This window comes from Pseudomonas sp. GV047 (assembly GCF_003058245.1).
Classification (GTDB): domain Bacteria; phylum Pseudomonadota; class Gammaproteobacteria; order Pseudomonadales; family Pseudomonadaceae; genus Aquipseudomonas; species Aquipseudomonas marginalis.
Map to the genome: position 1 here is coordinate 304,704 of NZ_QCWA01000006.1, position 25,990 is coordinate 330,693.

Below are 25,990 nucleotides of genomic sequence, written 5' to 3' on the forward strand. Positions count from 1 at the left end.
TGCTCGTCGTAACGGGAGCTGTATGTCGATACCACGTTTGAAGTCTTACCTATCCATAGTCGCCACGGTATTGGTGCTGGGTCAGGCCGTGCCCGCGCAAGCGGTCGAGTTGCCTGACTTCACCCAATTGGTTGAGCAAGCCTCGCCTGCCGTGGTGAACATCAGTACCACCCAGAAGCTGCCGGATCGCAAAGTCTCCAACCAGCAGATGCCTGACCTGGAAGGCCTGCCGCCGATGCTGCGCGAGTTCTTCGAGCGTGGCATGCCACAACCGCGTGCGCCCCGTGGTGGCGGTGGTGGCCAGCGTGAAGCGCAGTCCCTGGGGTCGGGCTTCATCATTTCGCCAGATGGCTACATCCTCACCAATAACCATGTGATTGCCGACGCCGACGAGATCCTCGTACGCCTGGCCGATCGCAGTGAGCTGAAAGCCAAATTGGTCGGCACCGATCCGCGTTCCGACGTGGCCTTGCTGAAGATCGAGGGCAAGGACCTGCCGGTGCTGAAGCTGGGCAAGTCCCAGGACCTGAAGGCGGGGCAGTGGGTGGTAGCCATCGGCTCGCCGTTTGGTTTTGACCATACCGTTACCCAGGGTATCGTCAGTGCCATTGGTCGCAGCCTGCCGAACGAGAACTATGTGCCGTTCATCCAGACCGACGTGCCGATCAACCCGGGCAACTCCGGTGGCCCGTTGTTCAACCTGGCGGGCGAAGTGGTGGGGATCAACTCGCAGATCTACACCCGTTCCGGTGGCTTCATGGGGGTTTCGTTCGCCATTCCTATCGACGTGGCCATGGATGTTTCCAATCAGCTGAAAAGCGGTGGCAAGGTCAGCCGTGGCTGGTTGGGCGTGGTGATTCAGGAAGTGAACAAGGACCTGGCTGAATCCTTCGGCCTCGACAAGCCGGCGGGCGCCCTGGTCGCGCAAATCCAGGATGACGGCCCGGCTGCCAAAGGCGGTCTGCAAGTGGGCGACGTGATCCTGAGCATGAACGGTCAACCGATCGTTATGTCGGCCGACCTGCCGCACCTGGTTGGCGCACTCAAGGCCGGCAGCAAGGCCAAGTTGGAAGTGATTCGTGATGGCAAGCGCCAGAATGTCGAGCTGACTGTAGGAGCGATCCCTGAAGAGGGCGCGACCCTGGATGCCCTGGGTAACACCAAGCCGGGCGCCGAGCGCAGCAGCAATCGCCTGGGCATTGCCGTGGCCGAGCTGACTGACGAGCAGAAGAAAGCCTTCGATCTCAAGAGCGGCGTGGTGATCAAGGAGGTGCAGGACGGCCCGGCAGCCTTGATCGGCCTGCAGCCTGGCGACGTGATCACTCACCTGAACAATCAGGCGATTGAGACTACCAAGCAGTTCACCGACATCGCCAAGGCGTTGCCGAAGAACCGCTCGGTATCGATGCGCGTGCTTCGCCAGGGGCGTGCCAGCTTCATTACCTTCAAGCTGGCCGAGTAACCCACCCGGCCAATAAAAAGCCCCGCCTTCGTTTTACGAGGGCGGGGCTTTTTTGTGGGCGATGGGTCTAGCCCATCATGCCTTTAACCAGGCGCTCCTGTTCGATCAACTCACGCTGACGTGCATCGATACGTGACGACAACGGGAAATTGCTGCCGGCGCGACGTTTGGCAAAGTCCAACTGCTGAATCGCCTGCTGGAAGTCGCCCACCAAAGCAAAGTATTCGGCGCGAGCCTGATGCAGGCCGATGATATTGCCCGACAAGCCACGGGTCTCGGCGACCTGGTACCACACATCCGGATCGTCCGGGCGCGACTTGAGCAAGCCATCCAGGGCCTTTTCCGCATCGGCGGTGCGATTCTGTTTAAGCAACAGATCTACCCGAATCTGATTCAGCGGGTAGTTGCCGGGGTATTGGGTCAGCATCCGATCCGTGCGTTGCTGGGCATCGGGCAGGTGGTTGTTGTCGATGTCCAACTGGATTTGCGCCAGGTTGTAGGTGATGTCATTGGGCGCCTTGGCCAGCAAGGGTTGCAGGCTTTCCCGTGCCTGCTTGAACTGGGAGGCCTTGATCTGGGCAATGGCCAGGCCATAGCGCGCCACGTCGTTTTTAGGATTTTCGTCCAGTTGCGCCTGGAAGCGTTTGGCGGCGAGTCCGGAGGTGTCTTCGTATTGCAGCTGTACCCGTGCGCGAATCAGCTGGTAGCGCAGGCTGTCTTCCTTGCCACCGGCCTTGGCTTGTTCCGCGCGGTTGCGGGTGTCGGCGATACGCGATTCGGTCACCGGGTGAGTCAGCAGGAATTCCGGCGGCTTGGCGTCGAAGCGGTACTGACGCATCAGGCGTTCGAACATGGTCGGCATGGAACGCGGGTCGTAGCCGGCTTTCTCCAGGTTGACGATGCCGATACGGTCCGCTTCCTGTTCATTCTGGCGAGAGAATCGTCGTTGTTCCTGGATGGCCGCCGCCTGGGTGCCGGCGATTGCAGCGATCCCGGCATCCCCGGCACCGGCGGCGGCCGCAATGATGCCGCCGAGGAGGGCGGCCATCATCGGGATCTGCATGCGCTGCTGCGCCTCGACACCACGGGCGAAGTGACGCTGGGACAAGTGAGCCAGTTCGTGGGCCAGCACCGACGCGTATTCCCCTTCGGTCTGGGCATTGAGAAACAGGCCGCCGTTCACGCCGACGATACCGCCGGGTGCGGCAAAGGCGTTCAGCTGCGGGCTGTTGATCAGGATGAATTCCAGGCGCCGGTCATTCACCTGGCTGGTTTCCACCAGCTTGTACACGCTGGTTTCGACGTAATCCTTGAGCTGCGGGTCGTTCAACTGCGAGACCTGGCCCCGTAGGTAGGCCAGCCAGGCGCGGCCCAGCTGATATTCCTGTTGCGGCGAGACAATGGCAGAACTGGCGTCGCCAAGTGACGGCAGGTCGTCAGCGAAGCCTGGGGAGGCCAGCAGGCAAGCCAGCGTCAGCAGGGTGGGGCGCAAAAAAGTCATGCACAGAGCCTTTCGACAAAGAGCTTACTGTAGCCGGACACTGAGCTTCGGACCAGATATTCTAAGCACCCCGAATGCGTGCCAGGAGTAAAACCATGACCGACGCTGTAGCCTTTGATGCCGAACTCGATGCCAGCGGCCTCAATTGCCCGTTGCCTCTGCTCAAGGCCAAGCTGGAACTCAATCGATTGGCCAGTGGCGCTGTGCTCAAGGTGATCGCCACCGACGCAGGTTCCCAGCGTGATTTTCGCACCTTCGCCAAGCTGGCCGGCCATACCCTGCTGCATGAAGAAGACGTCGCCGGTGTGTACCGTTACTGGTTGCGCAAGGCCTGAACCGTTTGCCCCTACCACCCGAGGTTGATTGATGTTCAAAGTGTTACGAGACTGGATCCAGCGCTACTTCTCCGATGAAGAAGCCGTGGTGCTGGCGGTCCTGCTGTTTCTGGCCTTTACGGCCGTACTCACCTTGGGAGGCATGCTGGCGCCGGTATTGGCGGGGATGGTGCTGGCTTACCTGATGCAGGGCCTGGTCACCACCCTGGAGCGTCTACGCTTGCCGGGCGGCGCGGCAGTGGGCCTGGTATTCGCCTTGTTCATGGGGCTGCTGGTGGTGTTTGTCGTCGTGGTATTGCCGCTGCTGTGGCACCAACTGATCACGTTGTTCAACGAGTTGCCGGGCATGCTCGCCAAGTGGCAGTCGTTGTTGCTGCTGTTGCCGGAGCGCTACCCGCATCTGGTGTCGGACGAGCAGGTGTTGCAGGCCATAGAAGTGGCACGGGGCGAAATCGGAAAATTCGGGCAATGGGCGCTGACCTTTTCCCTGTCCAGCCTGCCGCTGCTGGTCAACATCATGATCTACCTGGTGCTCGTACCGATCCTGGTGTTCTTCTTCCTCAAGGACCGCGCCATGATCGGACGTTGGGTGAGCGGCTATCTGCCCCGCGAACGAGCGCTGATCACCCGGGTGGCCGAAGAAATGAACCGGCAGATCGCCAACTACATTCGTGGCAAGGTCATCGAGATCATTATCTGCGGGGGCGTTACCTACATCGCGTTTATCGCACTGGACCTCAACTACGCCGCCTTGCTGGCACTGCTGGTGGGGATTTCGGTGGTGGTGCCGTATGTCGGTGCCGTGGTGGTAACAGTGCCGGTGACCTTGATCGCCTTGTTCCAGTGGGGCTGGAGCGACCAGTTCATCTACCTGATGGCGGTCTACGGCATCATCCAGACCCTGGATGGCAACGTGCTGGTGCCGCTGCTGTTCTCGGAGGCGGTCAACCTGCACCCGGTGGCGATCATCTGTGCAGTGCTGTTGTTTGGTGGACTGTGGGGATTCTGGGGGGTGTTCTTTGCGATTCCCCTGGCGACGCTGTTCAAGGCCGTGCTGGATGCGTGGCCGCGGCAGGAGCCGGTGGTGGCACCGTTGTTGTAAGGGGAGGTGCGAATCACTGCTTCATCGCCGCAGTGATCCGCGCTACAGATCAGGCCTTGTTCAACGCCTGGGCTGCGGCCAGAACGGCGTCCACATGGCCCGGCACTTTCACGCCGCGCCATTCCTGGCGCAGCACACCGTCCTTGTCGATCAGGAAGGTGCTGCGATCCACACCCAGGTATTCCTTGCCGTACAGCTTCTTCAGCTTGATGACATCGAACAGCTGGCAGACCGCTTCATCCTTGTCGCTGATCAGCTCGAACGGGAATTCCTGCTTGCCCTTGAAGTTCTCATGGGACTTCACGCTGTCGCGCGACACGCCAAACACCTCTGTGTTGGCGGCCTTGAATGCCGCGTACTGGTCACGGAAACCCTGGCCTTCGGTGGTGCAGCCCGGGGTGCTGTCCTTCGGGTAGAAGTAGATCACCACTTGCTTGCCCTTGAGGGCGGCAAGGCTGAAGGTCTGGCCGCTGGTGGCCTGGGCTTCGAAATCGGCTACGGGTTTGTCGATGACTACCGCCATGAAAAAACTTCCTTACATTGGGTTCTGTGGGCGCCACGGCTCGATCAACGCGTCGAGGTTCAGGGCATCGGCGAAATCCAGGAACTGGTCGCGCAGCCAACTGATCTGCACGCCGGCCGGCAGGGTCACGGTGAAGGTGGCGTTGAGCATGGTGCCGCCGGTTTGCGGGGCCTGGTAGGTGTCGCAGGTCAGGTTCTCCAGTTCGACGTTGTGGTCGATGAAGAACTGGCACAGCTCATTGACGATGTCCGAGCGGTAGGCCGAGCTGACATACGCCACATAAGGAAGCGCCTGCGGGCGATTTTCCAGGGCGGCGCTGCGCACCACGTTGACGGTGAAGTCGTGCTTCTTGGCCAGGCCCGGCAGGCCGGTCTCCAGGCGCGCCAGGGCATCCCAGGTGCCGGAAATCTGCAGGACCAGCGCACTGCACTCGCCATGGCGGGTCAGGCGGGAGGTCACCACGGCACAGCGGTTTTCATGGCTGGCGCGGCACAGGACGTTGGTCAGCTCCATGGGGTTGGCGCCGAGGGCACTGATAACAAGGAATTGTTCGCGAACTGTGGGGGTGGACATGCAGCCTTCCTAAAACGATGAGCGGTCGATACTGTGAGGGCTGTATCGATCAAAGCATGAAGGGTAGCGAAAAGCGTCGCCAAGGGATAGGAGGTGGCGTTTTCATTGCGTGATCCGCCTGATTTTGCCCAGCCTCAACCCGTGCTTTGGCCCAATGATGGCATTGCCCGTCGTTTAGTTGCGCCAGAACGCATCCTCAGGCGGTACTTCGCTTGTACAAGCATCTTGGCGCCAGTACCATTACGGCTCTCTTTTTCCGGCAGGAGCGGTTGCATGATTGCGGGCAGTATGGTGGCACTGGTCACACCCATGGATGCACAAGGTCATCTCGACTGGGACAGCCTGGGCAAACTGGTGGACTTCCACCTGCAAGAAGGCACCAACGCCATCGTGGCGGTCGGCACCACAGGTGAATCGGCCACCCTCGATGTGGAAGAACACATCCAGGTGATCGAATTCGTGGTCAAGCGTGTCGCGGGGCGTATTGCCGTGATCGCCGGCACGGGCGCCAACTCGACGCGCGAAGCCATCGAGCTGACCCGAAACGCCAAGAAAGCCGGCGCCGACGCTTGCCTGCTGGTGACCCCGTACTACAACAAGCCGACCCAGGAAGGCCTGTACCAGCACTTCCGCACCATTGCCGAAGCCGTCGACATCCCGCAGATCCTCTATAACGTGCCGGGTCGTACCGCGTGCGACATGAAGGCCGAGACCGTGATCCGCCTGTCCACCGTGCCGAACATCATCGGCATCAAGGAAGCCACCGGCGACCTGCAGCGCGCCAAGGACATCCTGGCCGGGGTGAGCAGCGATTTCCTGCTGTATTCCGGTGACGACGCCACGGCTGTCGAGCTGATCCTGCTGGGCGGCAAGGGCAATATCTCCGTGACCGCCAACGTGGCCCCGCGCGCCATGAGCGACCTGTGTGCCGCCGCCATCGCCGGCGACGCCGTGACCGCCCGTGCGATCCACGAGAAGCTGATGCCGCTCAACAAGACACTGTTTATCGAATCCAACCCTATTCCCGTGAAGTGGGCGCTGTTCGAGATGGGCCTGATGCCGGACGGTATCCGTCTGCCGCTCACCCGCCTCAGCGAAGCCTGTCACGAACCGCTGCGACAGGCCCTGCGCCAGTCCGGCGTCCTGGTTTAATTGAGGAAGCACTACGCATGAAGCGATTGGCCGGACTTTCCGCACTTGCCTTGATTATCTCCAGCACCAGTGGCTGCGGTTGGATCTGGGGCCCGGAAGGCTACTTCCGTGACCGCGGCAGCGATTACCTGGAAGCACAAGCAACCAAACCGATGCAACTGCCGCCGGACGTCAACGTCGCCAAGCGCCTTGACCCGTTGCTGCCGATTCCACGCAACGTTGCCGACGACACCACCAAGGGTGAATACGTCGTGCCACGTCCACAGCCGATCTCGGCCGTGGCGGATGCCAGCGACTACAGCCTGCAGAAGAGCGGTGATTCGCGTTGGATCGTGGCGCAGCGCCCTCCTGCCGAAGTCTGGCCGGTAGCGGTGCAGTTCTTCCAGGACAACGGTTTCCGCATCGACGAGCAGCGCCCGCAGACCGGTGAATTCACCACGGCATGGCAGCAGGGCAGCGAGCTGTCCGCCACCATGGCCAAGCGCCTGCAGGCCGGTGGTGTCGCCGCCGACAGCGAAGCCCGAGTGCGTGTGCGCATCGAGCCGGGCGTACAGCGCAACACCAGTGAAGTCTACGTGGTCAGCGCCGAGCGTCCTGCCGGCAGCACCGCCAACGTCGACTTCACCAACCGCTCGGTCAACACCGGTGTCGACTCGGCATTGGTCGACGAGATGCTGGCCAGCATGAGCCGTATCTCCGAGAAGGGCGGTTCCGTTTCCCTGCTCGCCGCCCGTGATTACGACACCCCGAGCCGTGTCAGCCTCACCGAGGACGGCAGCGGCAACGTGGTGCTGAACCTGGGTGAAGACCTGGATCGCGCCTGGGCCAGCGTCGGCCGCGCGTTGGAGCAAGGCCCATGGCGTGTTGAAGACATCAACCGCAGCCTGGGCCTGTACTACATCAACGTGGCTGAAAAGGCCGAGCGCAAAGACGAAGAGCCTGGTTTCTTCGGCAAACTGTTCGGCAGCAAGCCGACCAAGGAAGAAATCGAGACCCGCGCCGAGCGTTATCAGGTGCGTTTGAGCAAGGTTGGCGAGACTGTGCAGGTCACCGTCGAGAAGAACATCAACACCGTCGCGCCGGCTGAAACAGCGCGCAAGGTGTTGGGCGTGATTCAGGACAACCTGGGCTGATCCGATGCGTTTTGCCGTTCTCGGCAGCGGTAGCCAAGGGAACGGCACGCTGGTCGCCCATGACGACACGTACGTGCTGGTGGATTGTGGTTTCTCGTTAAAGGAAACCGAGCGGCGCCTGCTGCGCCTGGGGGTTCACCCCTCGCAGCTGAGCGCGATTCTGGTGACCCACGAACATGCCGATCACGTGCATGGCGTGGGTTTGCTGTCTCGGCGCTACAATCTTCCGGTGTACCTCAGTCGCGGCACACTGCGCGGGATGCGCAAACCTATAGAACCCGCAGGTTTCCTGGCCGGTGGCGAGCAGCTGCAAATCGGTGCCCTGAGCATCGATGTGATTGCCGTGGCGCACGACGCCCAGGAACCGACGCAGTATGTATTCAGTGACGGAGAGCGGCGTTTCGGCGTGCTCACCGACCTGGGCTCCTACTGCGCCAAGGTACTGGACGGCTACCGGAACCTCGATGCCTTGATGATCGAGTCCAATCACTGCCGAGACCTGTTGGCTCGCGGTCACTACCCGTACTTTCTCAAGCAACGGGTCGGCGGCGAACTGGGACATTTGAACAACCATCAGGCGGCGTACCTGGTGTATGAGTTGGGCTGGCAAGACCTGCAACACCTGGTCCTGGCCCACTTGAGCAGCAAGAACAACCTGCCGACGCTTGCCCGGCAATGTTTTGTCGACACCCTCGGGTGCGACCCGGACTGGCTGCAACTGGCCGATCAAGATTCAGGGCTCGACTGGCGACATATCGCCTAGCCCACCTCACTCAAAGCGGAGCCCATCATGGAAAAACGTGAAGAACTCTACCGCGGCAAAGCCAAGTCGGTTTACAAGACCGACGACGCCAACCGCCTGATCCTGCTGTTTCGCAACGACACCTCGGCGTTCGACGGCAAGCGCATCGAACAACTTGATCGCAAGGGCATGGTGAACAACAAGTTCAACGCCTTCATCATGCAGAAACTCGAAGCGGCCGGCATTCCGACCCAATTCGACAAACTGCTGGGCGACAACGAGTGCCTGGTGAAGAAGCTGGACATGATCCCGGTGGAATGCGTCGTGCGTAACTACGCCGCCGGCAGCCTGGTCAAGCGCCTGGGCGTGGAAGAGGGCCTCAAGCTCAACCCTTACACGTTCGAGCTGTTCCTGAAGGACGACGCCAAGGGCGACCCGTTCATCAACGAATCCCACGTCGTGGCATTCGGCTGGGGCACCGCCGAGCAACTGGCACGCATGAAGGAGTTGTCCCTCAAGGTCAACGACGTGCTGAGCAAGCTGTTCGACGACGCAGGCCTGCTGCTGGTGGACTTCAAGCTGGAATTCGGTGTGTTCCACGATGGCTCCATCGTCCTCGGCGACGAATTCAGCCCGGACGGCTGCCGCCTGTGGGACAAGGACACCAAGAAGAAGATGGACAAGGACCGCTTCCGCCAAGGCCTCGGTGATGTGATCGAAGCCTACGAAGAAGTCGCCAAGCGCCTCGGCGTACCGCTTTAATCGACGCAAGCATCTGATAGCACGGAAAAAAATCGCATCCGCGCTTTGCTTCCACGAAACAGGCTGTTATGATGCGCGCCGTTGGAGAGATGCCAGAGTGGCCGAATGGGACGGATTCGAAATCCGTTGTACCTTCACCGGTACCTAGGGTTCGAATCCCTATCTCTCCGCCATTACATAGAAAAAGCCCCGTAGCTGAATAAGCTACGGGGCTTTTTCGTTTCTGAGATGTGAGGGCAAGCTACTCGTTCCGAGCAGCAAACAGGGCCGCAGTGGTTGTTTCCAGCAGGCACAACCAACCGTATTCCATCTTCAAGCATGCCTTACTGGCTTGATCAGGCTTTCTGCTGGAATTCCAAACATCTCATGCAGCTTCCAAATCATTGGCAAGGTCAGCGCTCGTTTTCCATTCAGCACTTCATAAACACGATTCTGGCGGCCAATGGCGGGAATAAGATCAGCCGCCGACAGGCCAGACTGTTCCATTCTGAAGCGAATGGCGTCGATTGGGTTGGGCAGGTCCATGGGAAAGTGTTTGGCTTCATAGGCCTCGATCAGCGTGATCATTACGTCAAAGTAATCACCTTCCGGGGTGCCGGGTTCTGGTTCGTTGTCGAACAGTGCAGAGACAGACTTGAGCGCGTCCTTGTAATCCTGTTCGGTGTGGATAGGTCGGATGTTCATGGGTTACTCCGTTTCGACGGTATCGGCGTCAATTGCGTCGTACTGCTTATGTGTACCGACAAACTTGATGTAGACAGCGCCATAGCGATAGGCCACGGCGACCACGAGCCTGTAGTCGTTACCTTTGATGTTGAAGACGACCCTTCGGCTTTTGAGAATGCTAGCGCTGCGAAAGTGTTCCTTGATGTCAGCCGGGTTTGACCAGTCGGCGTTTTTTACTTCGTCTATCCAGGCCAGGAACGGTTGCTCCGAATCCGGGTGCTTGTGCCAAAAGGTTTTGAGTTGACTGAGTGCGACTATTCTCATGGGAAAATCCTAGTCCCGCCTTGGGACTTTTGCAAGTGGGCACATGGGAGCAAGCAGTTTTCCAGACGGGTGTCATGGGCTCTCAAGGCATTTCTCCACATAAGGCATTCCCCTTGTAACCGTGCATGACCGGTCCCAGGAACATGAAAGGACCACAGGCATATAAGGGCGAGGGAGCGGGATGTGAGCGGCACACGGGGAGCTTCAGGGGTATTGGAACTACAGCCCAAAGCGTCACGCCGCACCATGCTCGTTCAGGCGGGTTCTGTTGAGGGGTGGTGCGTACGTTTTTCTGTTCAGGAAGTGAAAGTTGTGCGCCGATGCAGCCGTATAGGCAAGAAATCAGTGCCAGAGTAATGACGGCTTTTTCCATGTCAGACCTGCTGGTGGGGTAATCCTTTGATGTTCCCAGTATTGTCGTTGGTGGGCGCCGTGCTCGTCGATACTGCAAATAACTCACTGATATTTATAACTTCCCATTTCCTGGGTGTACGCCCCTCAAGTCTTTACCCACACGGCCGAAACACTCTCGTACGACATCGTATCCCCAATAAGAGAGTCCCCCCTAATGTCCCTTCGCAGCCTGTCCATCGCCCGCCGTGCGGGTCTGGGTTTTGCCCTGATTGCTTTGCTCGTGGCCCTGCTGGGTTTTTTTGCACTGTCGAACATGGCAAGCATCCGCGCCAGCGCGGTGCAGGTGGAAAGCGGGCTGGTGCCGAAGATGCGGCTGGTGGCGGACATTCGTGAAATCATGCTGCGCATTCGTACGATCTCTTTGCGCATGGCCCTGGACCCGAACCCGGCGAGCATCCCGCAATACCGTAGCCAGATGGACACCCGCAGCCAGGACCTGAGCAAACGGCTGGCCGACCTCGATGCAGTGATCGACACCCCCGAAGTACGCACGCTCTATGACCAGTTCCAGGTCTCGCTGCGCCAATACCAGCAAGGGCTGGCGCAGTCGTTCATCCTTGCCGACAAGCAGCAGGGCGCCGAGCTCAACAAGTTGTTGCTGGTGGATATGAAAACCGTGGTGGATGGCTCCGGGGCCCAACTCAATGCCCTGGCCGACTACTACAACGCCCAGATCAACCAGCAAGGCCAGGCGGCCGAATCGCAGTACGGCCGTTCGCGCACCATGGTGTTCGGCTTTGTGATCGTGGCCGGGTTGAGCACCGTGCTGCTGGCCTGGTTGCTCACGCGCAGCATTGTCGGCCCGCTCAGTCATGCCGTACGGGCTGCCGAGAACGTTGCCCAAGGTGACCTGACCCAAACGGTGGACGTGAGCGGCGACGACGAAGTGACGCGCCTGCTCGTGGCACTCAAGACCATGCAGGCCAACCTGCGCGGGACCTTGCAACTGATTCGCCAGTCGGCCGGGCAGATGGCGTCATCGGCCACCGACCTCAACGGCATCACCGACCAGAGCAGCCGCAGCCTGCAAAAGCAGACCGCTGAAATCGAGCAGGCTGCCACCGCCGTCAACGAGATGACCTCGGCGGCGGATGAGGTGGCGCGCAATGCGGTGTCCACCTCCGAGTCCACTCGCCTTTCCAATGAAACCGCGCGCGAAGGCCAGCACCGTGTGGGTGAAACGGTCAGCGCCATTCAAGCCCTGAGCACCAACATCGGCGAAACCTCGACCCTGGTGCAGAACCTCGCCGAGCAATCGCGGGATATCGGCAAGGTGCTCGATGTGATCCGCTCCATCGCCGAGCAGACCAACCTGCTGGCACTCAACGCTGCGATCGAGGCGGCGCGGGCCGGTGAGTCCGGGCGCGGCTTTGCGGTGGTGGCTGACGAAGTCCGTGCACTGGCCCACCGTACCCAGCAATCGACCCTGGAAATCGACCAGATGGTGACCGCGATGCGCACGGGGTCCAACGACGCGTTGAGCTCGATGCAGTCGAGTACCCAGCGTGCCACCGACACTCTGGCATTGGCTGAGGGCGCGGGCGGCGCATTGAGCCAGATCACCGACTCCATCGACCAGATCCACCAGCGCAACCTGGTCATCGCCAGCGCCGCCGAGGAGCAGGCCCAGGTGGCCAAGGAAGTCGATCGCAACATCGTCAATATTCGCGACCTGTCTGCGCAATCCTCTTCCGGCGCCGGGCAGATCAATGGATCGAGTCGAGAACTGGCGCAGCTGGCCGTTTCCCTGAACGAAGCCGTCGCAAGGTTTCAGCTGTAGTGACATGCGCGGGCTAGTTCAGTGTCGACTCGTCCACGATCTCGATATTGACGGCCTGCCAGTCGCCGCCCGGGCCCCTGACCAATTCGTAGGTGACCGTCTGCCCCTCGCGCAGCCGCCGTCCGCCCTGGGCGGTGGTGGCACTGCGAAAGAAAATGTCCTGCTCATCGTAGGCGGCAGTCTTGCTGCTGATGGAGATTGCAGTCTGTGGAGTTTTCCTGGGCATGGCCGTTCTCCTTTCCAGTGCAATAGGTGGCCCGTCGGGGCAGGTATGTCTGCGGGCATCAAGCGGGTCAGGACACGATTTGGACTTTATCGGCCTGCATGCCTTTCTGGCCCTGTACGGCTTCAAAGGTGACCTTCTGGCCCTCCTTCAATGTTTTGAACCCGTTGCCCTCGATTGCCCTGAAGTGGACGAACAGGTCGGGGCCGCTCTCCGGCGTGATGAATCCGTAACCCTTTTCATCGTTGAACCACTTCACTGTGCCGTTCTGTCTGTCGCTCATTCTTCCTGTCCTCGAACCGGTGTGCCCCGCTGCAGATTCGTCGCGGTAACCATAAGCAAAGTCCCGAAGCCGCTGCTCGTCAACGCGCCACGGGACCAGCGGTACTGTCATTCCTGACAGGTTCGCCGCCTGTGCCGTTGCGCGATACTGCTTCGTTTTACCGTGGGTTTTCGCGCCGCGCGGGCATTCGGTTTTCGCCGCCTTCGGGCACCAGGCAGGTGCCTTTTGGCGTGGTGCCCCTGTCCCTTCTAACGCTCGCCTGCCGTCCCATCCAGCCCACGACGGATCTTTTCCAGCAACTCATCGATATGGAACGGCTTGGAAATCAGATCCATGCCTTCGCCGAGGAAGCTTTGCCGGTTCGCGGCATTTTCCGCGTAGCCGGTCATGAACAGGATCGGCAAGGTGTGGCGGATCTCGCGTGCCACGTCTGCCAGTTCGCGCCCGGTCATAAAGGGCAGGCCGACGTCGGTCAGCAACAGGTTGATGCTCGGGTCGCTGCGCAGGCAGACCACCGCTTCGTCACCATTGGCGGCCAGGCTGCAACGGTAGCCGGCGTCGGCCAGGATTTCGGCGACAAAGCTGCGCACCGAAGGCATGTCTTCGACGACCAGCACATGTTCGCCCTGGCTCTGGCCGGGTGCGGCCAGAGGCTTGGTCACGATGCTGGCAGGCCCGCTGGCGGCGGGAAGCATGATGGTCACTTCGGTGCCCTGGCGGGTCACGCTGCGGATCTGTGCATCGCCGCCGGACTGGCGGGCAAACCCGTAGATGGTCGACAGGCCCAGCCCGGTACCCTGGCCCAGCGGCTTGGTGGTGAAGAAAGGGTCGAAGACTTTGTCGATGACGCTGTGTTCGATGCCCACCCCGTTGTCCCGCACCGACAGGGCGATGTAGGCGCCGTTTTCCAGTTTCAGGTTGCCACTGGAGTAGGCCGGGTAAGTCGTCACCCAGACAGTGCCGCCCTTGGGCAGCGCGTCGCGGGCGTTGATCACCAGGTTCAGCACCGCACTTTCCAGCTGGATCGGATCGACCATCGCCACGGCAGGGTTGTGGGTCAGCTCCAGCTTCAGCGCGATATGTTCACCGATGGTGCGTACCAGCAGTTCCTCCAGGGAGCGGATATGCGCGTTGATGTCGATCGGCCGTGTGTCCAGCGGCTGCTGGCGGGCGAAGGCGAGCAGGCGGTTGGTCAGGCCGGCGGCGCTGAGGGCCGAGCTCAACGCTGCATCGGCATAGGCCATGACCTTGTCGGTGCGCTGGGTCTCGATGCGTTTCTTGATCAGCTCCAGGCTGGTGATGATCCCGGTCAGCAGGTTGTTGAAGTCATGGGCAATGCCGCCGGTGAGCTTGCCCAGGGCATCCATCTTCTGCGCCTGCAACAGTTGCGCCTCGGTACGTGCCAACTGGGTGGCGGCGTTGGCCAGCTCGGCCTGTTGGTGCCGCTCGCGGTGGCGGTGCTCGGTGACGTCTTCGACAAACACCAGGCTCAATTCGGCGCTGCGGTAGGGCGAAACCTGCCATTCGGTCTCGCGCAACTGACCGTCGACCTTCATGTGCAGGGTGCCCTTCCAGCGCTCGCCGGCAGCCAGGCGCTGGCACAGTTCCTGGAGCACGCCGAGTTGATCGGCGGCGAAGCACTCCAGCAGGGCGTCGGGGTTGAGGTTGTCGTGAATCAATTGGGCGAAGGCGTGGTTACATTCGTGGACCTTGAGCTGCGCATCCATGACCGCAATCGGTGCGCTGATATTGAAGAATATTTCGCGAAAGCGTGCCTCGCTCTCGCGCAGCGCATATTCGGTGTCGCGCACCCGCAGCAAGGTCCGCAGGGTCGCCAGCAGCACATCGGGGTCGATGGGGTGGATCAGGTAGGCATCGGCCCCGGCATCCAGGCCGGTGATGATATCGCCGGTCTCGATGGAGGCGGCCGACACGTGCACCACCGGCAGCAAGGCCGTGACCGGATCGGCGCGCAGCCCGCGTACGATGTCGAAGCCGCTCATGTCCGGCAGGTTGACGTCGAGGATCAGCCCGTCGATCTTTTGGCTGGCGATCAGGTCCAGCCCTTCCTGGCCGGTGCCGGCCTCGAGCACGCGGTAGTCATGGTTCTCCAGGCGCCGGCGCAGGGCATAGCGGGTCGCCGCGTTGTCGTCGACGATCAGCAGTTGGATGTCACGGTTCATCAACAAGCCCGCCAGGAATAGAGAGAGGAATGATCACGAAGAACATCGAGCCCACGCCTGGGGTACTTTCCACGCCGACGCGGCCGCCGAGCAACTCGGCAAAGCGTTTGCACAGCGACAGCCCCAGGCCGGTGCCGCGCAGGCGTTTTTGCAGCGGCGAATCGATCTGGGAAAAGTCTTCGAACAGGTTGCTATGCAATTCGGCCGGAATGCCCAGGCCGGTGTCGTGCACGGCAAAGCGGATTTCCTGATCACCCACTCTTTGCGCCGACACTCGCACTTCACCTTGCACCGTGAACTTCAGGGCGTTGGAAATGAAGTTGCGCAGGATCTGCGCGAGCTTCTTGTCATCGGTGTACAGCTTGGGCAAGCCGATCGGCTCTTCGAAGATCAAGTCCACCGACGTCGCATCGACGATCGGGCGGAACATCCCGCGCAACGCCGAGAACAGATCGAACATGTCGAACCAGGCCGGCGAGATCGTGATGCGCCCGGCCTCGATCTTGGCCAGGTCCAGCAGGTCGTCGACCATTTCGCGCAGTTCGCGTGCCGAGCTGCGGATAAACCCGACCTGTGTGTGCTGCTCAGGGCTCAGGGGACCGTCGAGTTCGTCGGCCAACAGACTGGTGATGCTCAGGATCGAGCCCAGGGGCGTGCGGAATTCATGGCTCATGTACGACAGGAAACGGCTTTTCAGGTCCGACGCCTGGCGCAGTTGGTCGGCCTGGGTATCCAGCTCGGCATAGAGTGCCAATACGCCCTGGTTGGTTTCGTCCAGTTCGGCGCGCAGTGCATCGGCTTCCAGGCGAAGCGTTCGCACTTGCTCCTCAAGCGAAACGGTGGTGTCAGCCATCGATGGCCTCCAGGGCAATCACAAAGACGGTAACGTCATCCCGGCCGCGACAGAAATCACGGTGCAGGACGGCGGCGATCAGGGCGGGGTGGCGATGGGAAAGCCCGGGATAGTCCGCCAGGTTCCAGCGTGACTGCAGGCCGTCGCTGTAGAGGATCAGCATCTGGCCACCCACTTGAGCGTAGTCGAAGGGCTGCGCCTTGCGAAACTGCACGCCGACGATCCCCGGATGGGACGCCAGCCCGCGGGACTTGCCGGGGCCGATCAGGCTGGCGCCGATATTGCCCACCCCGGTAAAGCGCAGGCTGTCTGCCGTGGCATCGTACTGCGCCACGGCCACGGCTGCGCCGCGGGTGCCGTTCATGCCGATATGCAGGTCGTTGAACAGCTCGCCTGCGTCGAAGAAGGCGTCTTGGGCAAACACCGCTTCGCCGGCCTGCGCCGCGCGTTCGGCTTCGCTGCCATGGCCCAGGCCGTCGGCTACCATCACGCTGAACCGGCCGGGTTCGATCACCAGGTGCCAGGCATCGCCGCAGGCCGGGTCGTCGTGCAGGGAATGCTGGCTGACGCCGTAGCGCATATCTTTGCTGGCCGATGCCCGTGGATACAGGCGCGCCAGCATCGCCGTTCCGCGCTGATCGGCGTACACGTCGAACACCTGGGCCACACGCGAAATGGCGCCCATGCCGATGCCCTGGGTGCCGCCGGTGGAAAAGCCGTCCACCAGGCAACTGTCCAGGTCAAAGCCCTGGCCACGGTCCACGGCGATCAGCTCCACGCCCTGGTTACCCGTGAGGCGCAGATGCAATTGGCCATGGGCGGCATGCTTGAGGATATTGCTGGCCAGCTCGGTGGCCACCAGTGCCACGCGGCCGGCATCGGTCTCGTCGAAACCCGATTGTTCGGCCAACTGTTGCGCGGTGCGTCGGGCATGGCCGATCTGGCTGACATCCTCGATCAACAACACCTGGGTCAGGGCACTGGGAATATTCAGGCCCATCGGGTAATCGTCACGCGGGTGCCCTGGCCGGGTGCGGTGTCCAGTTCAAACTCGTCCACCAACCGCTTGGCGCCGGTCAGGCCCAGGCCCAGGCCGCTGCCGGAGGTCCAGCCGTCGGTCATCGCCAACTTGAGGTCGGGGATGCCCGGCCCTTCGTCGCGAAAGGTCAGGCGCAGGCCTGGGCGGTGGTCTTTTTCGACCACGGCCCAATCCATATGGCCGCCGCCGCCGTACACCACGGTGTTGCGCGCCAGCTCACTGACGGCGGTGACCAGCTTGGTCAGGTCGATCAGGCGCATGCCGCATTCCTGGGCCAGCTTGCGCACCAATTGTCGGGCCAGCACTACGTCCTGTTCGATGAGCACCGGGTGAGTGCCACTGCTGGCCTGGGTCATGAGTGATCTACCCGGTCACGCAGCAACTTCATGCCGCGCTCGACGTTCAACGCGGTGGCCACGCCCGGCAGGGTCATGCCCAGTTCCACCAGCGTGATCGCTACGGCCGGCTGCATGCCCACCAGCACGGTCTGGGCATCCATGATGCGCGACAGGCCGGAAATGGTGCCGATCATGCGGCCGATAAACGAGTCGACCATGTCCAGCGCCGAAATGTCGATCAGCACGCCCCGGGCGGATGTACGGCTGATGCGTTCGGACAGGTCGTCCTGCAGCGTCAGCGCGAGCTGGTCATGCATGTCGACCTGGATCGTCACGAGCAGGAATTCGCCCATCTGCAAAATAGGGATACGTTCCATGCTTAAACAGCCTTGCTGATGGTGACGCCCAGGCGTTTCAGGGCCAGCGCCAAGGCATCCGCCAGGTTGGCCTTGGTCACCACGCCTTGCAGGTCGAGGCCCAGGTGCACGATGGTCTGGGCGATCTGCGGACGCACGCCGCTGATGATGCAGTCGGCCCCCATGAGGCGGATGGCCGTAACGGTTTTCAACAGGTGCTGGGCTACCAGGGTGTCCACGGTGGGTACGCCGGTGATGTCGATGATGGCGATTTCCGAGCCAGTGTCGACGATGCGCTGCAGCAGGGACTCCATGACCACCTGGGTGCGTTGCGAATCCAGGGTGCCGATCATCGGCAGGGCCAGCACGCCGTCCCACAGCTTGACCACCGGGGTGGACAGTTCCAGCAATTCTTCCTGCTGGCGCTTGATCACCGACTCACGGGATTTCTGGAACGTACGGATGGTGTGCATGCCCAGCGCGTCAAGCAGCTCGGAGATTTCCCAGAGTTGTTCGGCCAGTTGCGTCGGTTGTTCGGCGTATTCCCGTTGCAGCAGGGCGAACAGCGGGCCCTTGAGGGCAAAGATAAAGCTGGCGGTCTGTTGCGAGTCCTGGCCGACCAGGGCGCGGCTGTGGGAGAGCTTTTCCAGGAATACTCGGGTTTCTGCCCAGTTTTCATGGTTGACCGGCTGGGAACCGCCTTGCTGCAGGGCCGCGATGAGCAGGTTGAGGAAGTCGTTGGCCTGCTGCCGGGTGTCTTCGGCCTTGACGTTACGCGTGGCCCCCGAAGCTTCAAGGCTGGCAACCCATTCGGTCAGCAGGGTCGGGCGATGGGTGTGCAGTGCCTGGATGGTGTGAGCTTGCAGAGTTGCCACGGGAAACCTCCTTGAATGCCTTGTTGAGTGGCATGCAATTTATACTAAATTGAAGTGCTTTGAATTGTTTCGAAGGTTTTCGTTCATTTGCCTCAAGCCCTGTGGACCGGGCGCTTCAGACTGGTGGAGGCGGGATGGGGGGCCATGCTGCCGTCGATCGCGATACTGGCGTCGGAGCAGCCCATTTGGCTGAGTGTGCGGTGGGTGGAACCGCAGGTGATGGGTAATGTGGGCTTGATCAAACGCCGCGGACGGAGCTGGCCGCCGGCGGCGCTGGAATTGGAGCGGTTGGTGCGCGAGATGCCGTTTCGGTCAGTGTGCCACCGAGTCCAGGCCGGTGGATTGCACCACCGGTTGTGCCTGGGGCGACGCGAGGAATTGCAACAAGGCCTTGGCCTGTGCAGGGTGTTCGGCATTGACCGGAATGCCCGCCGCAAAGCGCGTCACCGATTGCACGTCTTCCGGGATCTTGCCGACGTACGTCACACCCGGCACCGGCAATAACTCCGCCACCTGCTGCAAGCCCACCTCGTAATCGCCCTTGGCGACCTGTTCGGCCACCGGGAGGCGTTCGATCATGGTGCCTTTGGCGGGCATGCCGAGCTTCTTGAACAGCTCTTTCTCGACATACACACCGCTGGCGCTGTCCGAATACGCCACGGACTTGGCCTTGCTCAGTACGGCCTTGAGTTCGGCATCGGTGCCGATCGCGGGTTTGGTCGCACCTGCCTTCACCACCAGGCCGATGCGCGAATCCGCCAGTTCCACGCGGGACGCCGGGTCGACCTTGCCTTGTTTGATCAAGTCATCCAGGGCATAGCCGACCATGATCACCACGTCGGCATGTTCGCCACGGGCCAGGCGGTTGGGAATCGCTTCCGGCGCCTTGCCCATGGACGGGCCGAGGACGGTATCGAGGGTGTCGCCGCTGTGCTGGGCGTATTGCGGGCCCAGCAGTTTATAGGCGGCGGTGAAGCCACCGGAGGTCATCACCTTGAGTTCCTCGGCCTGGGCCGTCAGCGCCAGGGCACCGAGGGCCAGGGCCGCCAGGGTCTTGAACAAAGGCCTCATCACGCCGCCCCCTGCATCACCTGCCCGCGTGCGTTGGCGCGACGATACAGCGCCAGGGTCGAACACAGCGCGCACACCGCAGCGAACATCATCCAATAGGCCGGCGAGGCCTTGTCTTCAGTGATGTGAATAAACCAGGTGGAGATCGCCGGGGTAAACCCACCGAAGATCGCGGTCGCCAGGCTGTAGGCCAGGGAGAAGCCCGCCACGCGCACTTCCACCGGCATGATTTCCGTGAGGGCGGGGATCATCGCGCCGTTGTACATGCCGTACAGGAACGAGAACCACAGCAGCGTCTCCAGCATATGGGCGAAGCTCGGTGCATTCACCACGTAGGACAGCGCCGGATAAGCCGTGAGCACCGTCAACGCGGTCATGGCGATCAGCACCGGCTTGCGGCCGAAGCGGTCGCTCAGGGTGCCGCCGATCGGCAGCCAGACAAAGTTCGACACCGCCACCAGCAAGGTCACCAGCAGGGCGTCGGAGGTGCTCAGTTGCAGCACGGTCTTGCCGAAGGTCGGCGCGTACACGGTGATCAGGTAGAACGCGGTGGTGGTCATGGCCACCATCAGCATGCCGCCGATGACCACGGTCCAGTTTTTCACCAGTGTGGCCAGCACCTCGCGCATGGTCGGGCGATGCTTGCGGTTGGCGAATTCTTCGGTTTCCTGCAGGTTGCGACGCAACACAAAGATAAAGGGGATGATCACGCAACCGATGGCGAACGGAATGCGCCAGCCCCAATCGGCAACCACCGCCGGTTCCATCCACACGTTCAAGCCATAGCCCAGGGCGGCGGCGACCACGATGGAGATCTGTTGGCTGCCCGATTGCCAACTGGTGTAGAACCCCTTGCGGCCTGGGGTGGCCATTTCAGACAGGTACACCGACACACCGCCCAGCTCCGCACCGGCCGAAAAGCCTTGCAGCAAGCGGCCCACCAGCACCAGCAGCGGGGCCCACAGGCCAATGGTGTGATAGCCCGGCACCAGCACGATCAACAGCGTGCCGCTGGCCATGATCGACAAGGTCACGATCAACCCTTTGCGGCGACCGACGTCATCGATATAAGCGCCGAGGATGATGGCGCCCAGTGGGCGCATCAGGAAGCCCGCGCCGAACACGGCGAAGGTCATCATTAATGACGCAAATTCATTGGCGGCAGGGAAGAACGCGGCAGCGATGTAGGTGGCGTAGAAGCCGAACAGAAAGAAGTCGAATTGTTCAAGGAAGTTGCCCGAAGTAACGCGGAATACCGCACCTACTTTCGAACGGGCAGAATCGGGCCGGGAAGGGCTAGTCATGGGTTTGTGTCTCCAGCGTTCTTTTTAAATGCTTGTTTCGCGTAAGACCGAGGATAGTGGCTGACACATTTAGAAATGAAAAGTGAAAAATATGGATTGATTAATGTCTGTTGGTTATGAATTTGCGTGCCTGTCAAAGATCCCGCTCTGTTCTATGCTGGAAGGTATGACCCATTCTTACGGAAGGGAGATGGCTATGGGCAATGAACCGAAGCGCCAAGATGAGCCGGAGCATGAGCAACCCCGGCGACATGAAGAGGAAAAACCCCAGACCTGGAAGCACCCGGACGACGGCACTGAGCTGTCCGAGCGGGATCAGGAGCGTCCGCTCAAGCCCTGATCAATGTTCGGCCGGAGCCAAAAAGCACCCTTGACGGGCCATGAACTGCCTCCACGAAGGGCTCTCCGTGGGGTCGGGTGTTACCTGGGTCGGGGTTTCGAATTCCGCCAGCGCGGCGCCGGTATCGGCATTGATCACCTTAACGCGACACCACCCACTGTCGGCGTCGGCAATCCCGCCTTTGAGCAGGTAGCGTCCCTGGGCGGCGAACTGGGTGTTGAACTCAATCACACAGCGCCGGCCGGCGCTCGCCAGGCCCGACACGATCAAGTGCAGCGGTTGGTCGGCGGCGATGTCCACGTAACCGTCGGGGCGCGAAGTGCTGCTGTGCACCGCAAACAGTGCGGTTTCCTTACTCGGCGTTCCCACCCTGCCTTGCAGGCATTCATGATCCGTCGAAACGCTGACAGACAGCCATTCGTTGTAGCTGGCGTGGGTGCTCAACTCACTTTTGAGCTGCGCGCGCGGGCCTTCGAGCGGTGCCTTGTAGGGCGTCATGGCGGTACATCCGGCCAGTAACAGCGGTAGTGCGATGTTGCGGATGTTTATCAAGGCAATAGCATCCAGTTCAAAGAAGGGGCGTTATGAAACCAGCAACGAAACAGGAAAACCCGAGGCCAGCACCAGGTACGCCACCACTGCTGCCAGGCACAGGCCGACGAACACCCGCAACAAGGTGCGGGCGGTGGGGCGGGTGACAAAGCGGATAAGCCAGAGGCAGAGTCCGGCCACCAGAATGGCCAGGCCAAAAATGACCAGCACGGTAGTGTTCCTGCGACGTTCGAGCGCTGTTTATAGTCCCAAAGCCGCGTGATGAACAGTGTGCACATAGACGCGGCCGGCCCGGCTTTCTAAACTGCGGCTTGTCTTGGGCTAGGGGCAGGCGCCGATGAATCGCAATGAATTACGCAAGGCCGACATCAACCTGATGGTGGTCTTCGAAGCACTGATGCTCGAGCGCAATGTGACGCGGGTGGCCGAGAAGCTGTTTCTCGGCCAGCCGACCATCAGTTCGGCCCTCAACCGTCTGCGCACCCTGTTCAACGACCCGCTGTTCATTCGCGTCGGCCATCGCATGGAACCTACCGCGCGCGCCGAGGAAATCATCCAGCACCTGTCGCCCGCCCTGGACTCACTGTCGTCGGCCTTGAGCCTGACCCACGATTTCGACCCATCCATCAGCACCATGACCTTTCGCATCGGCCTGTCCGACGACGTCGAGTTCGGCCTGTTGCCACCGTTGTTGCGCGCCTTGCGCCAGGAAGCGCCGCAGGTGGTGTTCGTGGTGCAGCACGTGGACTATTGGCGGATTCCCGATCTGCTGGCGTCCGGCGATATTACCGTCGGCATCACCCAGACCCGTGGCCTGCCGGCGAATGCCAAGCGCAAGCTGCTGCGCCACATTCGTCCGCGACTGCTGCGCGCCGATGCCTCGGACACCCCGCTGACCCTCGATGAATATTGCTCGCGCCCCCATGTGCTGGTGTCCCACACCGCCAACGTGTCCGGGTTTGCCGATGAGTGGCTGGCGGAAATCGGCCGCAAGCGCCATGTGGTGTTGTCGGTGCCGCAATACAGCGCATTGCCCGCGCTGCTGGCCGGGACCGACCTGATCGCCAGCCTGCCGGACTACACCGCCGAGGCCATGGCGGTGTCGGGCAACCTGTTCTGCGAGCCGTTTCCGTTCGAGACGCCGACCCTGGATTTGTCCATGGTCTGGCTCAGTCATGTGGACACCGACCCGGCCGAACGCTGGGTGCGTTCGCGGCTGGAAGCGTTCATGAGCGATCGAGGTCAGGCGAACAAGGCCTGAGGCTTTTATCCGTGCTATATCTACAGACTTTCCTACGAATGACTCGGAGTCATCCATGCCACACCTGCACTTGGAATACACCGCCAACCTGACAAACCTGGCCGTCGAGAAAACCCTGTTGCGGCTCAACAATGTGCTGATGGCGTCCGGGCAGTTCGGTTCCGAGTTCGATATCAAAAGCCGCGCCGTGAAGCTCGAGAGTTTTCAGGTCGGCACCTCCCTCAACCCACGCGCTTTCATCGCGGTGAAGCTGTCACTGCTCAGCGGGCGGTCGCCGCAGGTCAAGCAGCAATTGTCGCAAAGCCTGCTGGCAGCGTTGCAGGATCTGGGCGACTGGCCGACGGATCTGCAGGTTCAACTCAGTGTCCAGCTGGTCGACATGGATCGCGATTCCTACAGCAAAGTCGCCATCGGCTAACCCTCGCCACAGAAGTCAGAGTAATCCCTGATCCGCACACACCTTCACCACCTGTTCACGAAACCAGGTATTGGCACTGTCCTGTTCACTGCTTTCATTCCACTGCATATCCAGGGTGAACCCCGGCAACCCGTTGGGGGCCTCGCAGTGGCCGAACACCGTCGCCGGTGCCAGCAGTTTCTGCACGCGGCGCGGCAGGGTGACGATGAAGTCGGTGCCGGTGATCATCTTCAGCGCCGCGCTGTAGCTGTTGGCGCGGGCGATCACCTGGCGCTTGTGGGCCTGGCGCGCCAGCCAGCCGTCGATCATGTTGGTGTCGGAGGTCCATGGCGTGGGGAACACGTGGCGCCGCTCGACGAATGATTGCAGGCTGAATGCCGGCTCGCGCGGTGCCGAGCGTTTATCGAAGACGCACACCAGATCGTCCTCCAGCAGCATCTGGGTCTTGAAGTCTTTATGGGCGCGGTGAAAGTGCGGTCCGAAGCAGATCACCAGGTCCAGGCGGCCCTCGCGCAGGTCGTCGGCGGGGATGTCGGCTTCCAGTTTCTGCACATTGACGATCACCGGCAGGTCGGCGCGGTCGAAATGCTTCAACAGGCGCGGCAGGATCAGTTGTTCGAAGTACTCCGGCGCGCAGACATTGAAGGTCACGGCCTTCTGGGTCGGGTCGAAGGCCTGGCCACCGGCGTGGCACAGGTTGATGCTTTCGAGGATCTTCTGCACATGGGCGTACATGGTAGTGGCCTTGTACGTAGGCCGCATGCCCGCCCGGGTGTTGATAAACAGTTCGTCTTCAAAACTGGTCCGCAGTTTCTTCAGGCTGTAGCTCACGGTGGACTGGCTGACGAACAGCGTTTCTGACACGTCGGTAACGCTGCTCTGGTCATAGACGGCGATAAACACCATCAAGTCCTGCATATCGAGTTTTCTGAGCAAGTTACTGTTTAACATCGGTTTCGTCCGTAAACCCCATGTACCGAAGTCAGTACAAGACAGCGCGAAAGCTTAACGGAACGGCCGTACCAATAGAAAGCTCTGTAGGGCGTTTCTATGTTTGTCGTGAGACAAATACTGTTTACAACACGACGTCAGCGAATGTGTTCTGCGTAATGCCTTGGGTTGAAGCGCGTGACGATCAGCAGCATCACCACGACCACCGCCGTCAACGACCACCAGGCCCATTCGAAGCTGCCCAGCTGGTCGCGGATCATCCCGGCGATCAGCGGCGACAGGCCGGCAATCAGGTAGCCGATGCCCTGCACGAATGCGGTAAGGCCCCCTGCGCGGCGCGGGTTGTCGAGGTGGTCGAGGGACAGGATCAGGCTCATCGGGAACAACCCGCCGATACCCAGGCCCAGCAGGCACGGCCACAGCAGACTGAGGTGTTGCGGGCTGAGGATCAGGCCGCAGAACCCGAGGATGATCAGCCCCAGCAACACCGCCACCACCCCGCGTTTATCCCGGCGGCGGTTGGCGATGGCCGGCGTCACCAGGCCGGACACCACCTCCATCGCGGTCAGGAATCCCAGCAACAACCCGGCATTCTGTTCGCTCCAGCCTTGCTCCACGTAGTACGGCGCCAGCCACGCCAGCACGCAGGTGTAGGACGCCGTACCGAGGCCGAAAAAGATCGCCAGCAACCAGGCGCGGCCGTTGCCGAAAAACGATTCCTGAGGACCGGCGGTGGCTTGGGGCAACGGTGGCAACACCGAGCGCTGGGCGTACCAGAACACCAGGGCCAGCAACGCCAGAAACCCCCAGATCGCCAGGCCGATGCGCCAACTGCCGGTCTGCACCTGCACGAAGGGGGAGAACGCTGCCGCCAGCGCCGCGCCGCCCATGATGGCGGTGACGTAGAGGCCCATGAACAGCGAAACGTTGTCGCTGAACCGCGACTTGATCAGGGCCGGCATCAACGCCTGGATCATGGCGATGCCCACACCGGCGGCAATGGCGCTGACGATCAATTCCAGGGCCGAATCCAGGAACAATCGCGACAGCGTCGCCACGCCAATCACCAGCAGTGACAGCACAATGCTGCGGTGCTCGCCAACGCGCTTGGCCAGGCCCATGCCAAAGAACATCGCCAGGCCCATGGCCATGACCGGCAACATGGTCAGCAACGCCGCGCTGCTGAAACTCAACGGCACCTCGCCGCGAATCGACGACAACAACGGCCCCACGGCGGCCATCGACGGCCGCAGGTTAAGGGCGACCAGCACGACGCTGATCATCAGCCATACGGCGGTGGTGGGTTTTGCCTGAACGTTTTCCATGGGCCTGCCTTGAGTGAACAAGGGTGAATCAGGCCACGCAGGGGGGAGGGGGGCAAATGAGAAAGTCGCAGGGGCTATCTAAAAATTGCGGTTAACTGAAACACCGCAAGTCAAAGTGTGAGAGCGGGCAAGCCCGCTCACCACAGTTA

Annotated in this window: 30 protein-coding genes, 1 tRNA gene and 2 pseudogenes; 14 read left to right on the top strand and 19 right to left on the bottom strand. The window is 61.2% G+C overall.

What is annotated here, in order from left to right; all coding sequences use genetic code 11:
• The first annotated feature begins 22 nt into the window (after positions 1-22).
• Positions 23-1,462, top strand: coding sequence for a DegQ family serine endoprotease (locus C8K58_RS17705; protein WP_027604316.1), 1,440 nt, complete (start codon positions 23-25; stop codon positions 1,460-1,462).
• 67 nt (positions 1,463-1,529) lie between these two features.
• Here C8K58_RS17705 and C8K58_RS17710 read toward each other — a convergent pair whose 3' ends face one another.
• On the bottom strand, positions 1,530-2,963 hold the full coding sequence (locus C8K58_RS17710) for a M48 family metalloprotease (protein ID WP_027604315.1): 1,434 nt from the start codon (positions 2,961-2,963) through the stop codon (positions 1,530-1,532).
• 95 nt (positions 2,964-3,058) lie between these two features.
• Between C8K58_RS17710 and C8K58_RS17715 the strand changes: the two genes are divergently transcribed.
• Entirely contained in the window at positions 3,059-3,298 is a 240-nt protein-coding gene (locus C8K58_RS17715; RefSeq protein ID WP_003172483.1) for a sulfurtransferase TusA family protein, read from the top strand.
• A 31-nt stretch (positions 3,299-3,329) separates the two neighbouring features.
• A complete protein-coding gene (locus tag C8K58_RS17720) occupies positions 3,330-4,400 on the top strand; it encodes an AI-2E family transporter (RefSeq protein WP_027604314.1) in 1,071 nt (356 codons plus the stop codon).
• Between the two features lie 49 nt (positions 4,401-4,449).
• Here C8K58_RS17720 and C8K58_RS17725 read toward each other — a convergent pair whose 3' ends face one another.
• Positions 4,450-4,923 (bottom strand): peroxiredoxin, encoded by a 474-nt coding sequence (locus C8K58_RS17725; RefSeq protein WP_065928211.1) that lies wholly within the window; start codon positions 4,921-4,923, stop codon positions 4,450-4,452.
• A gap of 12 nt (positions 4,924-4,935) precedes the next feature.
• On the bottom strand, positions 4,936-5,496 hold the full coding sequence (locus tag C8K58_RS17730; RefSeq protein ID WP_003172487.1) for a glycine cleavage system protein R: 561 nt from the start codon (positions 5,494-5,496) through the stop codon (positions 4,936-4,938).
• Between the two features lie 273 nt (positions 5,497-5,769).
• Here C8K58_RS17730 and dapA point away from each other — a divergent pair, with 273 nt between their 5' ends.
• From dapA to C8K58_RS17755, 5 genes are all read left to right on the top strand, one after another.
• Positions 5,770-6,648: a 4-hydroxy-tetrahydrodipicolinate synthase gene (gene dapA / locus C8K58_RS17735; protein WP_065928210.1), complete on the top strand. Its 879-nt coding sequence runs from the start codon at positions 5,770-5,772 to the stop codon at positions 6,646-6,648.
• Positions 6,649-6,665: 17 nt separating this feature from the next.
• Positions 6,666-7,781, top strand: coding sequence for an outer membrane protein assembly factor BamC (gene bamC, locus C8K58_RS17740; protein WP_027604311.1), 1,116 nt, complete (start codon positions 6,666-6,668; stop codon positions 7,779-7,781).
• A gap of 4 nt (positions 7,782-7,785) precedes the next feature.
• The gene (locus C8K58_RS17745) at positions 7,786-8,544 is read left to right on the top strand and encodes an MBL fold metallo-hydrolase (RefSeq protein ID WP_027604310.1); all 759 of its coding nucleotides are present in this window, start codon (positions 7,786-7,788) and stop codon (positions 8,542-8,544) included.
• Positions 8,545-8,571: 27 nt separating this feature from the next.
• Positions 8,572-9,285, top strand: a complete 714-nt coding sequence (gene purC / locus C8K58_RS17750) for a phosphoribosylaminoimidazolesuccinocarboxamide synthase (protein WP_027604309.1) — start codon at positions 8,572-8,574, stop codon at positions 9,283-9,285.
• Between the two features lie 83 nt (positions 9,286-9,368).
• A tRNA-Ser gene (locus C8K58_RS17755) sits at positions 9,369-9,458 on the top strand.
• Between the two features lie 139 nt (positions 9,459-9,597).
• On the opposite strand, the gene C8K58_RS17760 is transcribed toward C8K58_RS17755, so the two are convergent.
• Both C8K58_RS17760 and C8K58_RS17765 read right to left on the bottom strand, forming a co-directional pair.
• Positions 9,598-9,969 carry a type II toxin-antitoxin system HigA family antitoxin gene (locus C8K58_RS17760; protein ID WP_027604308.1) on the bottom strand — a complete coding sequence of 124 codons (372 nt, stop codon included), beginning with the start codon at positions 9,967-9,969 and terminating at the stop codon, positions 9,598-9,600.
• A gap of 3 nt (positions 9,970-9,972) precedes the next feature.
• The gene (locus C8K58_RS17765) at positions 9,973-10,275 is read right to left on the bottom strand and encodes a type II toxin-antitoxin system HigB family toxin (protein ID WP_027604307.1); all 303 of its coding nucleotides are present in this window, start codon (positions 10,273-10,275) and stop codon (positions 9,973-9,975) included.
• 568 nt (positions 10,276-10,843) lie between these two features.
• On the opposite strand from C8K58_RS17765, the pseudogene C8K58_RS33125 reads away from it, so the two are divergent.
• Positions 10,844-11,611 (top strand): annotated as a pseudogene (locus tag C8K58_RS33125) (MCP four helix bundle domain-containing protein); the annotation flags it as partial.
• 48 nt (positions 11,612-11,659) lie between these two features.
• Positions 11,660-12,469: a methyl-accepting chemotaxis protein gene (locus tag C8K58_RS33130; RefSeq protein ID WP_371856053.1), complete on the top strand. Its 810-nt coding sequence runs from the start codon at positions 11,660-11,662 to the stop codon at positions 12,467-12,469.
• Between the two features lie 13 nt (positions 12,470-12,482).
• Here the strand turns inward: C8K58_RS33130 and C8K58_RS17780 are convergent, their stop codons facing one another.
• From C8K58_RS17780 to C8K58_RS17815, 8 genes are all read right to left on the bottom strand, one after another.
• Positions 12,483-12,695, bottom strand: coding sequence for a cold-shock protein (locus C8K58_RS17780; RefSeq protein WP_027604305.1), 213 nt, complete (start codon positions 12,693-12,695; stop codon positions 12,483-12,485).
• Positions 12,696-12,762: 67 nt separating this feature from the next.
• Entirely contained in the window at positions 12,763-12,975 is a 213-nt protein-coding gene (locus tag C8K58_RS17785; RefSeq protein WP_027604304.1) for a cold-shock protein, read from the bottom strand.
• Between the two features lie 248 nt (positions 12,976-13,223).
• A complete protein-coding gene (locus C8K58_RS17790; RefSeq protein ID WP_027604303.1) occupies positions 13,224-15,158 on the bottom strand; it encodes a response regulator in 1,935 nt (644 codons plus the stop codon).
• On the bottom strand, positions 15,148-16,011 hold the full coding sequence (locus C8K58_RS17795) for a sensor histidine kinase KdpD (protein ID WP_027604302.1): 864 nt from the start codon (positions 16,009-16,011) through the stop codon (positions 15,148-15,150). The genes C8K58_RS17790 and C8K58_RS17795 overlap by 11 nt, the downstream gene beginning before the upstream one ends.
• The gene (locus C8K58_RS17800) at positions 16,004-17,011 is read right to left on the bottom strand and encodes an ATP-binding protein (protein ID WP_081744396.1); all 1,008 of its coding nucleotides are present in this window, start codon (positions 17,009-17,011) and stop codon (positions 16,004-16,006) included. Before C8K58_RS17800 ends, C8K58_RS17795 begins: the two co-directional genes overlap by 8 nt.
• Positions 17,002-17,406 carry an ATP-binding protein gene (locus C8K58_RS17805; RefSeq protein ID WP_027604300.1) on the bottom strand — a complete coding sequence of 135 codons (405 nt, stop codon included), beginning with the start codon at positions 17,404-17,406 and terminating at the stop codon, positions 17,002-17,004. Before C8K58_RS17805 ends, C8K58_RS17800 begins: the two co-directional genes overlap by 10 nt.
• The gene (locus tag C8K58_RS17810) at positions 17,403-17,765 is read right to left on the bottom strand and encodes an STAS domain-containing protein (protein ID WP_027604299.1); all 363 of its coding nucleotides are present in this window, start codon (positions 17,763-17,765) and stop codon (positions 17,403-17,405) included. The genes C8K58_RS17805 and C8K58_RS17810 overlap by 4 nt, the downstream gene beginning before the upstream one ends.
• Positions 17,766-17,767: 2 nt before the next feature.
• On the bottom strand, positions 17,768-18,619 hold the full coding sequence (locus C8K58_RS17815) for an STAS domain-containing protein (protein ID WP_027604298.1): 852 nt from the start codon (positions 18,617-18,619) through the stop codon (positions 17,768-17,770).
• Positions 18,620-18,739: 120 nt separating this feature from the next.
• Between C8K58_RS17815 and C8K58_RS32735 the strand changes: the two are divergent.
• Positions 18,740-18,934 (top strand): annotated as a pseudogene (locus tag C8K58_RS32735) (LysR family transcriptional regulator); the annotation flags it as partial.
• Here C8K58_RS32735 and C8K58_RS17825 read toward each other — a convergent pair.
• Together C8K58_RS17825 and C8K58_RS17830 are read right to left on the bottom strand one after the other, a co-directional pair.
• Positions 18,932-19,690, bottom strand: coding sequence for a substrate-binding domain-containing protein (locus C8K58_RS17825; RefSeq protein ID WP_108573994.1), 759 nt, complete (start codon positions 19,688-19,690; stop codon positions 18,932-18,934). The pseudogene C8K58_RS32735 and the gene C8K58_RS17825 sit on opposite strands and share 3 nt — an antisense overlap.
• Positions 19,690-20,994 carry an MFS transporter gene (locus C8K58_RS17830; protein WP_108573995.1) on the bottom strand — a complete coding sequence of 435 codons (1,305 nt, stop codon included), beginning with the start codon at positions 20,992-20,994 and terminating at the stop codon, positions 19,690-19,692. Before C8K58_RS17830 ends, C8K58_RS17825 begins: the two co-directional genes overlap by 1 nt.
• A gap of 196 nt (positions 20,995-21,190) precedes the next feature.
• Between C8K58_RS17830 and C8K58_RS32515 the strand changes: the two genes are divergently transcribed.
• Positions 21,191-21,334, top strand: a complete 144-nt coding sequence (locus tag C8K58_RS32515; protein ID WP_162844254.1) for a hypothetical protein — start codon at positions 21,191-21,193, stop codon at positions 21,332-21,334.
• On the opposite strand, the gene C8K58_RS17840 is transcribed toward C8K58_RS32515, so the two are convergent.
• Positions 21,335-21,832, bottom strand: a complete 498-nt coding sequence (locus C8K58_RS17840; RefSeq protein ID WP_051429319.1) for a hypothetical protein — start codon at positions 21,830-21,832, stop codon at positions 21,335-21,337.
• Between the two features lie 84 nt (positions 21,833-21,916).
• A complete protein-coding gene (locus tag C8K58_RS17845) occupies positions 21,917-22,096 on the bottom strand; it encodes a hypothetical protein (RefSeq protein ID WP_027604295.1) in 180 nt (59 codons plus the stop codon).
• 127 nt (positions 22,097-22,223) lie between these two features.
• On the opposite strand from C8K58_RS17845, the gene C8K58_RS17850 reads away from it, so the two are divergent.
• Together C8K58_RS17850 and C8K58_RS17855 are read left to right on the top strand one after the other, a co-directional pair.
• The gene (locus C8K58_RS17850) at positions 22,224-23,147 is read left to right on the top strand and encodes a LysR substrate-binding domain-containing protein (protein WP_092356590.1); all 924 of its coding nucleotides are present in this window, start codon (positions 22,224-22,226) and stop codon (positions 23,145-23,147) included.
• 55 nt (positions 23,148-23,202) lie between these two features.
• On the top strand, positions 23,203-23,565 hold the full coding sequence (locus C8K58_RS17855) for a 5-carboxymethyl-2-hydroxymuconate Delta-isomerase (RefSeq protein WP_027604293.1): 363 nt from the start codon (positions 23,203-23,205) through the stop codon (positions 23,563-23,565).
• A 15-nt stretch (positions 23,566-23,580) separates the two neighbouring features.
• On the opposite strand, the gene C8K58_RS17860 is transcribed toward C8K58_RS17855, so the two are convergent.
• Together C8K58_RS17860 and C8K58_RS17865 are read right to left on the bottom strand one after the other, a co-directional pair.
• On the bottom strand, positions 23,581-24,516 hold the full coding sequence (locus tag C8K58_RS17860) for a LysR family transcriptional regulator (RefSeq protein WP_027604292.1): 936 nt from the start codon (positions 24,514-24,516) through the stop codon (positions 23,581-23,583).
• Positions 24,517-24,653: 137 nt separating this feature from the next.
• The gene (locus C8K58_RS17865; protein WP_092356599.1) at positions 24,654-25,841 is read right to left on the bottom strand and encodes a cyanate transporter; all 1,188 of its coding nucleotides are present in this window, start codon (positions 25,839-25,841) and stop codon (positions 24,654-24,656) included.
• Between the last annotated feature and the right edge of the window lie 149 nt (positions 25,842-25,990).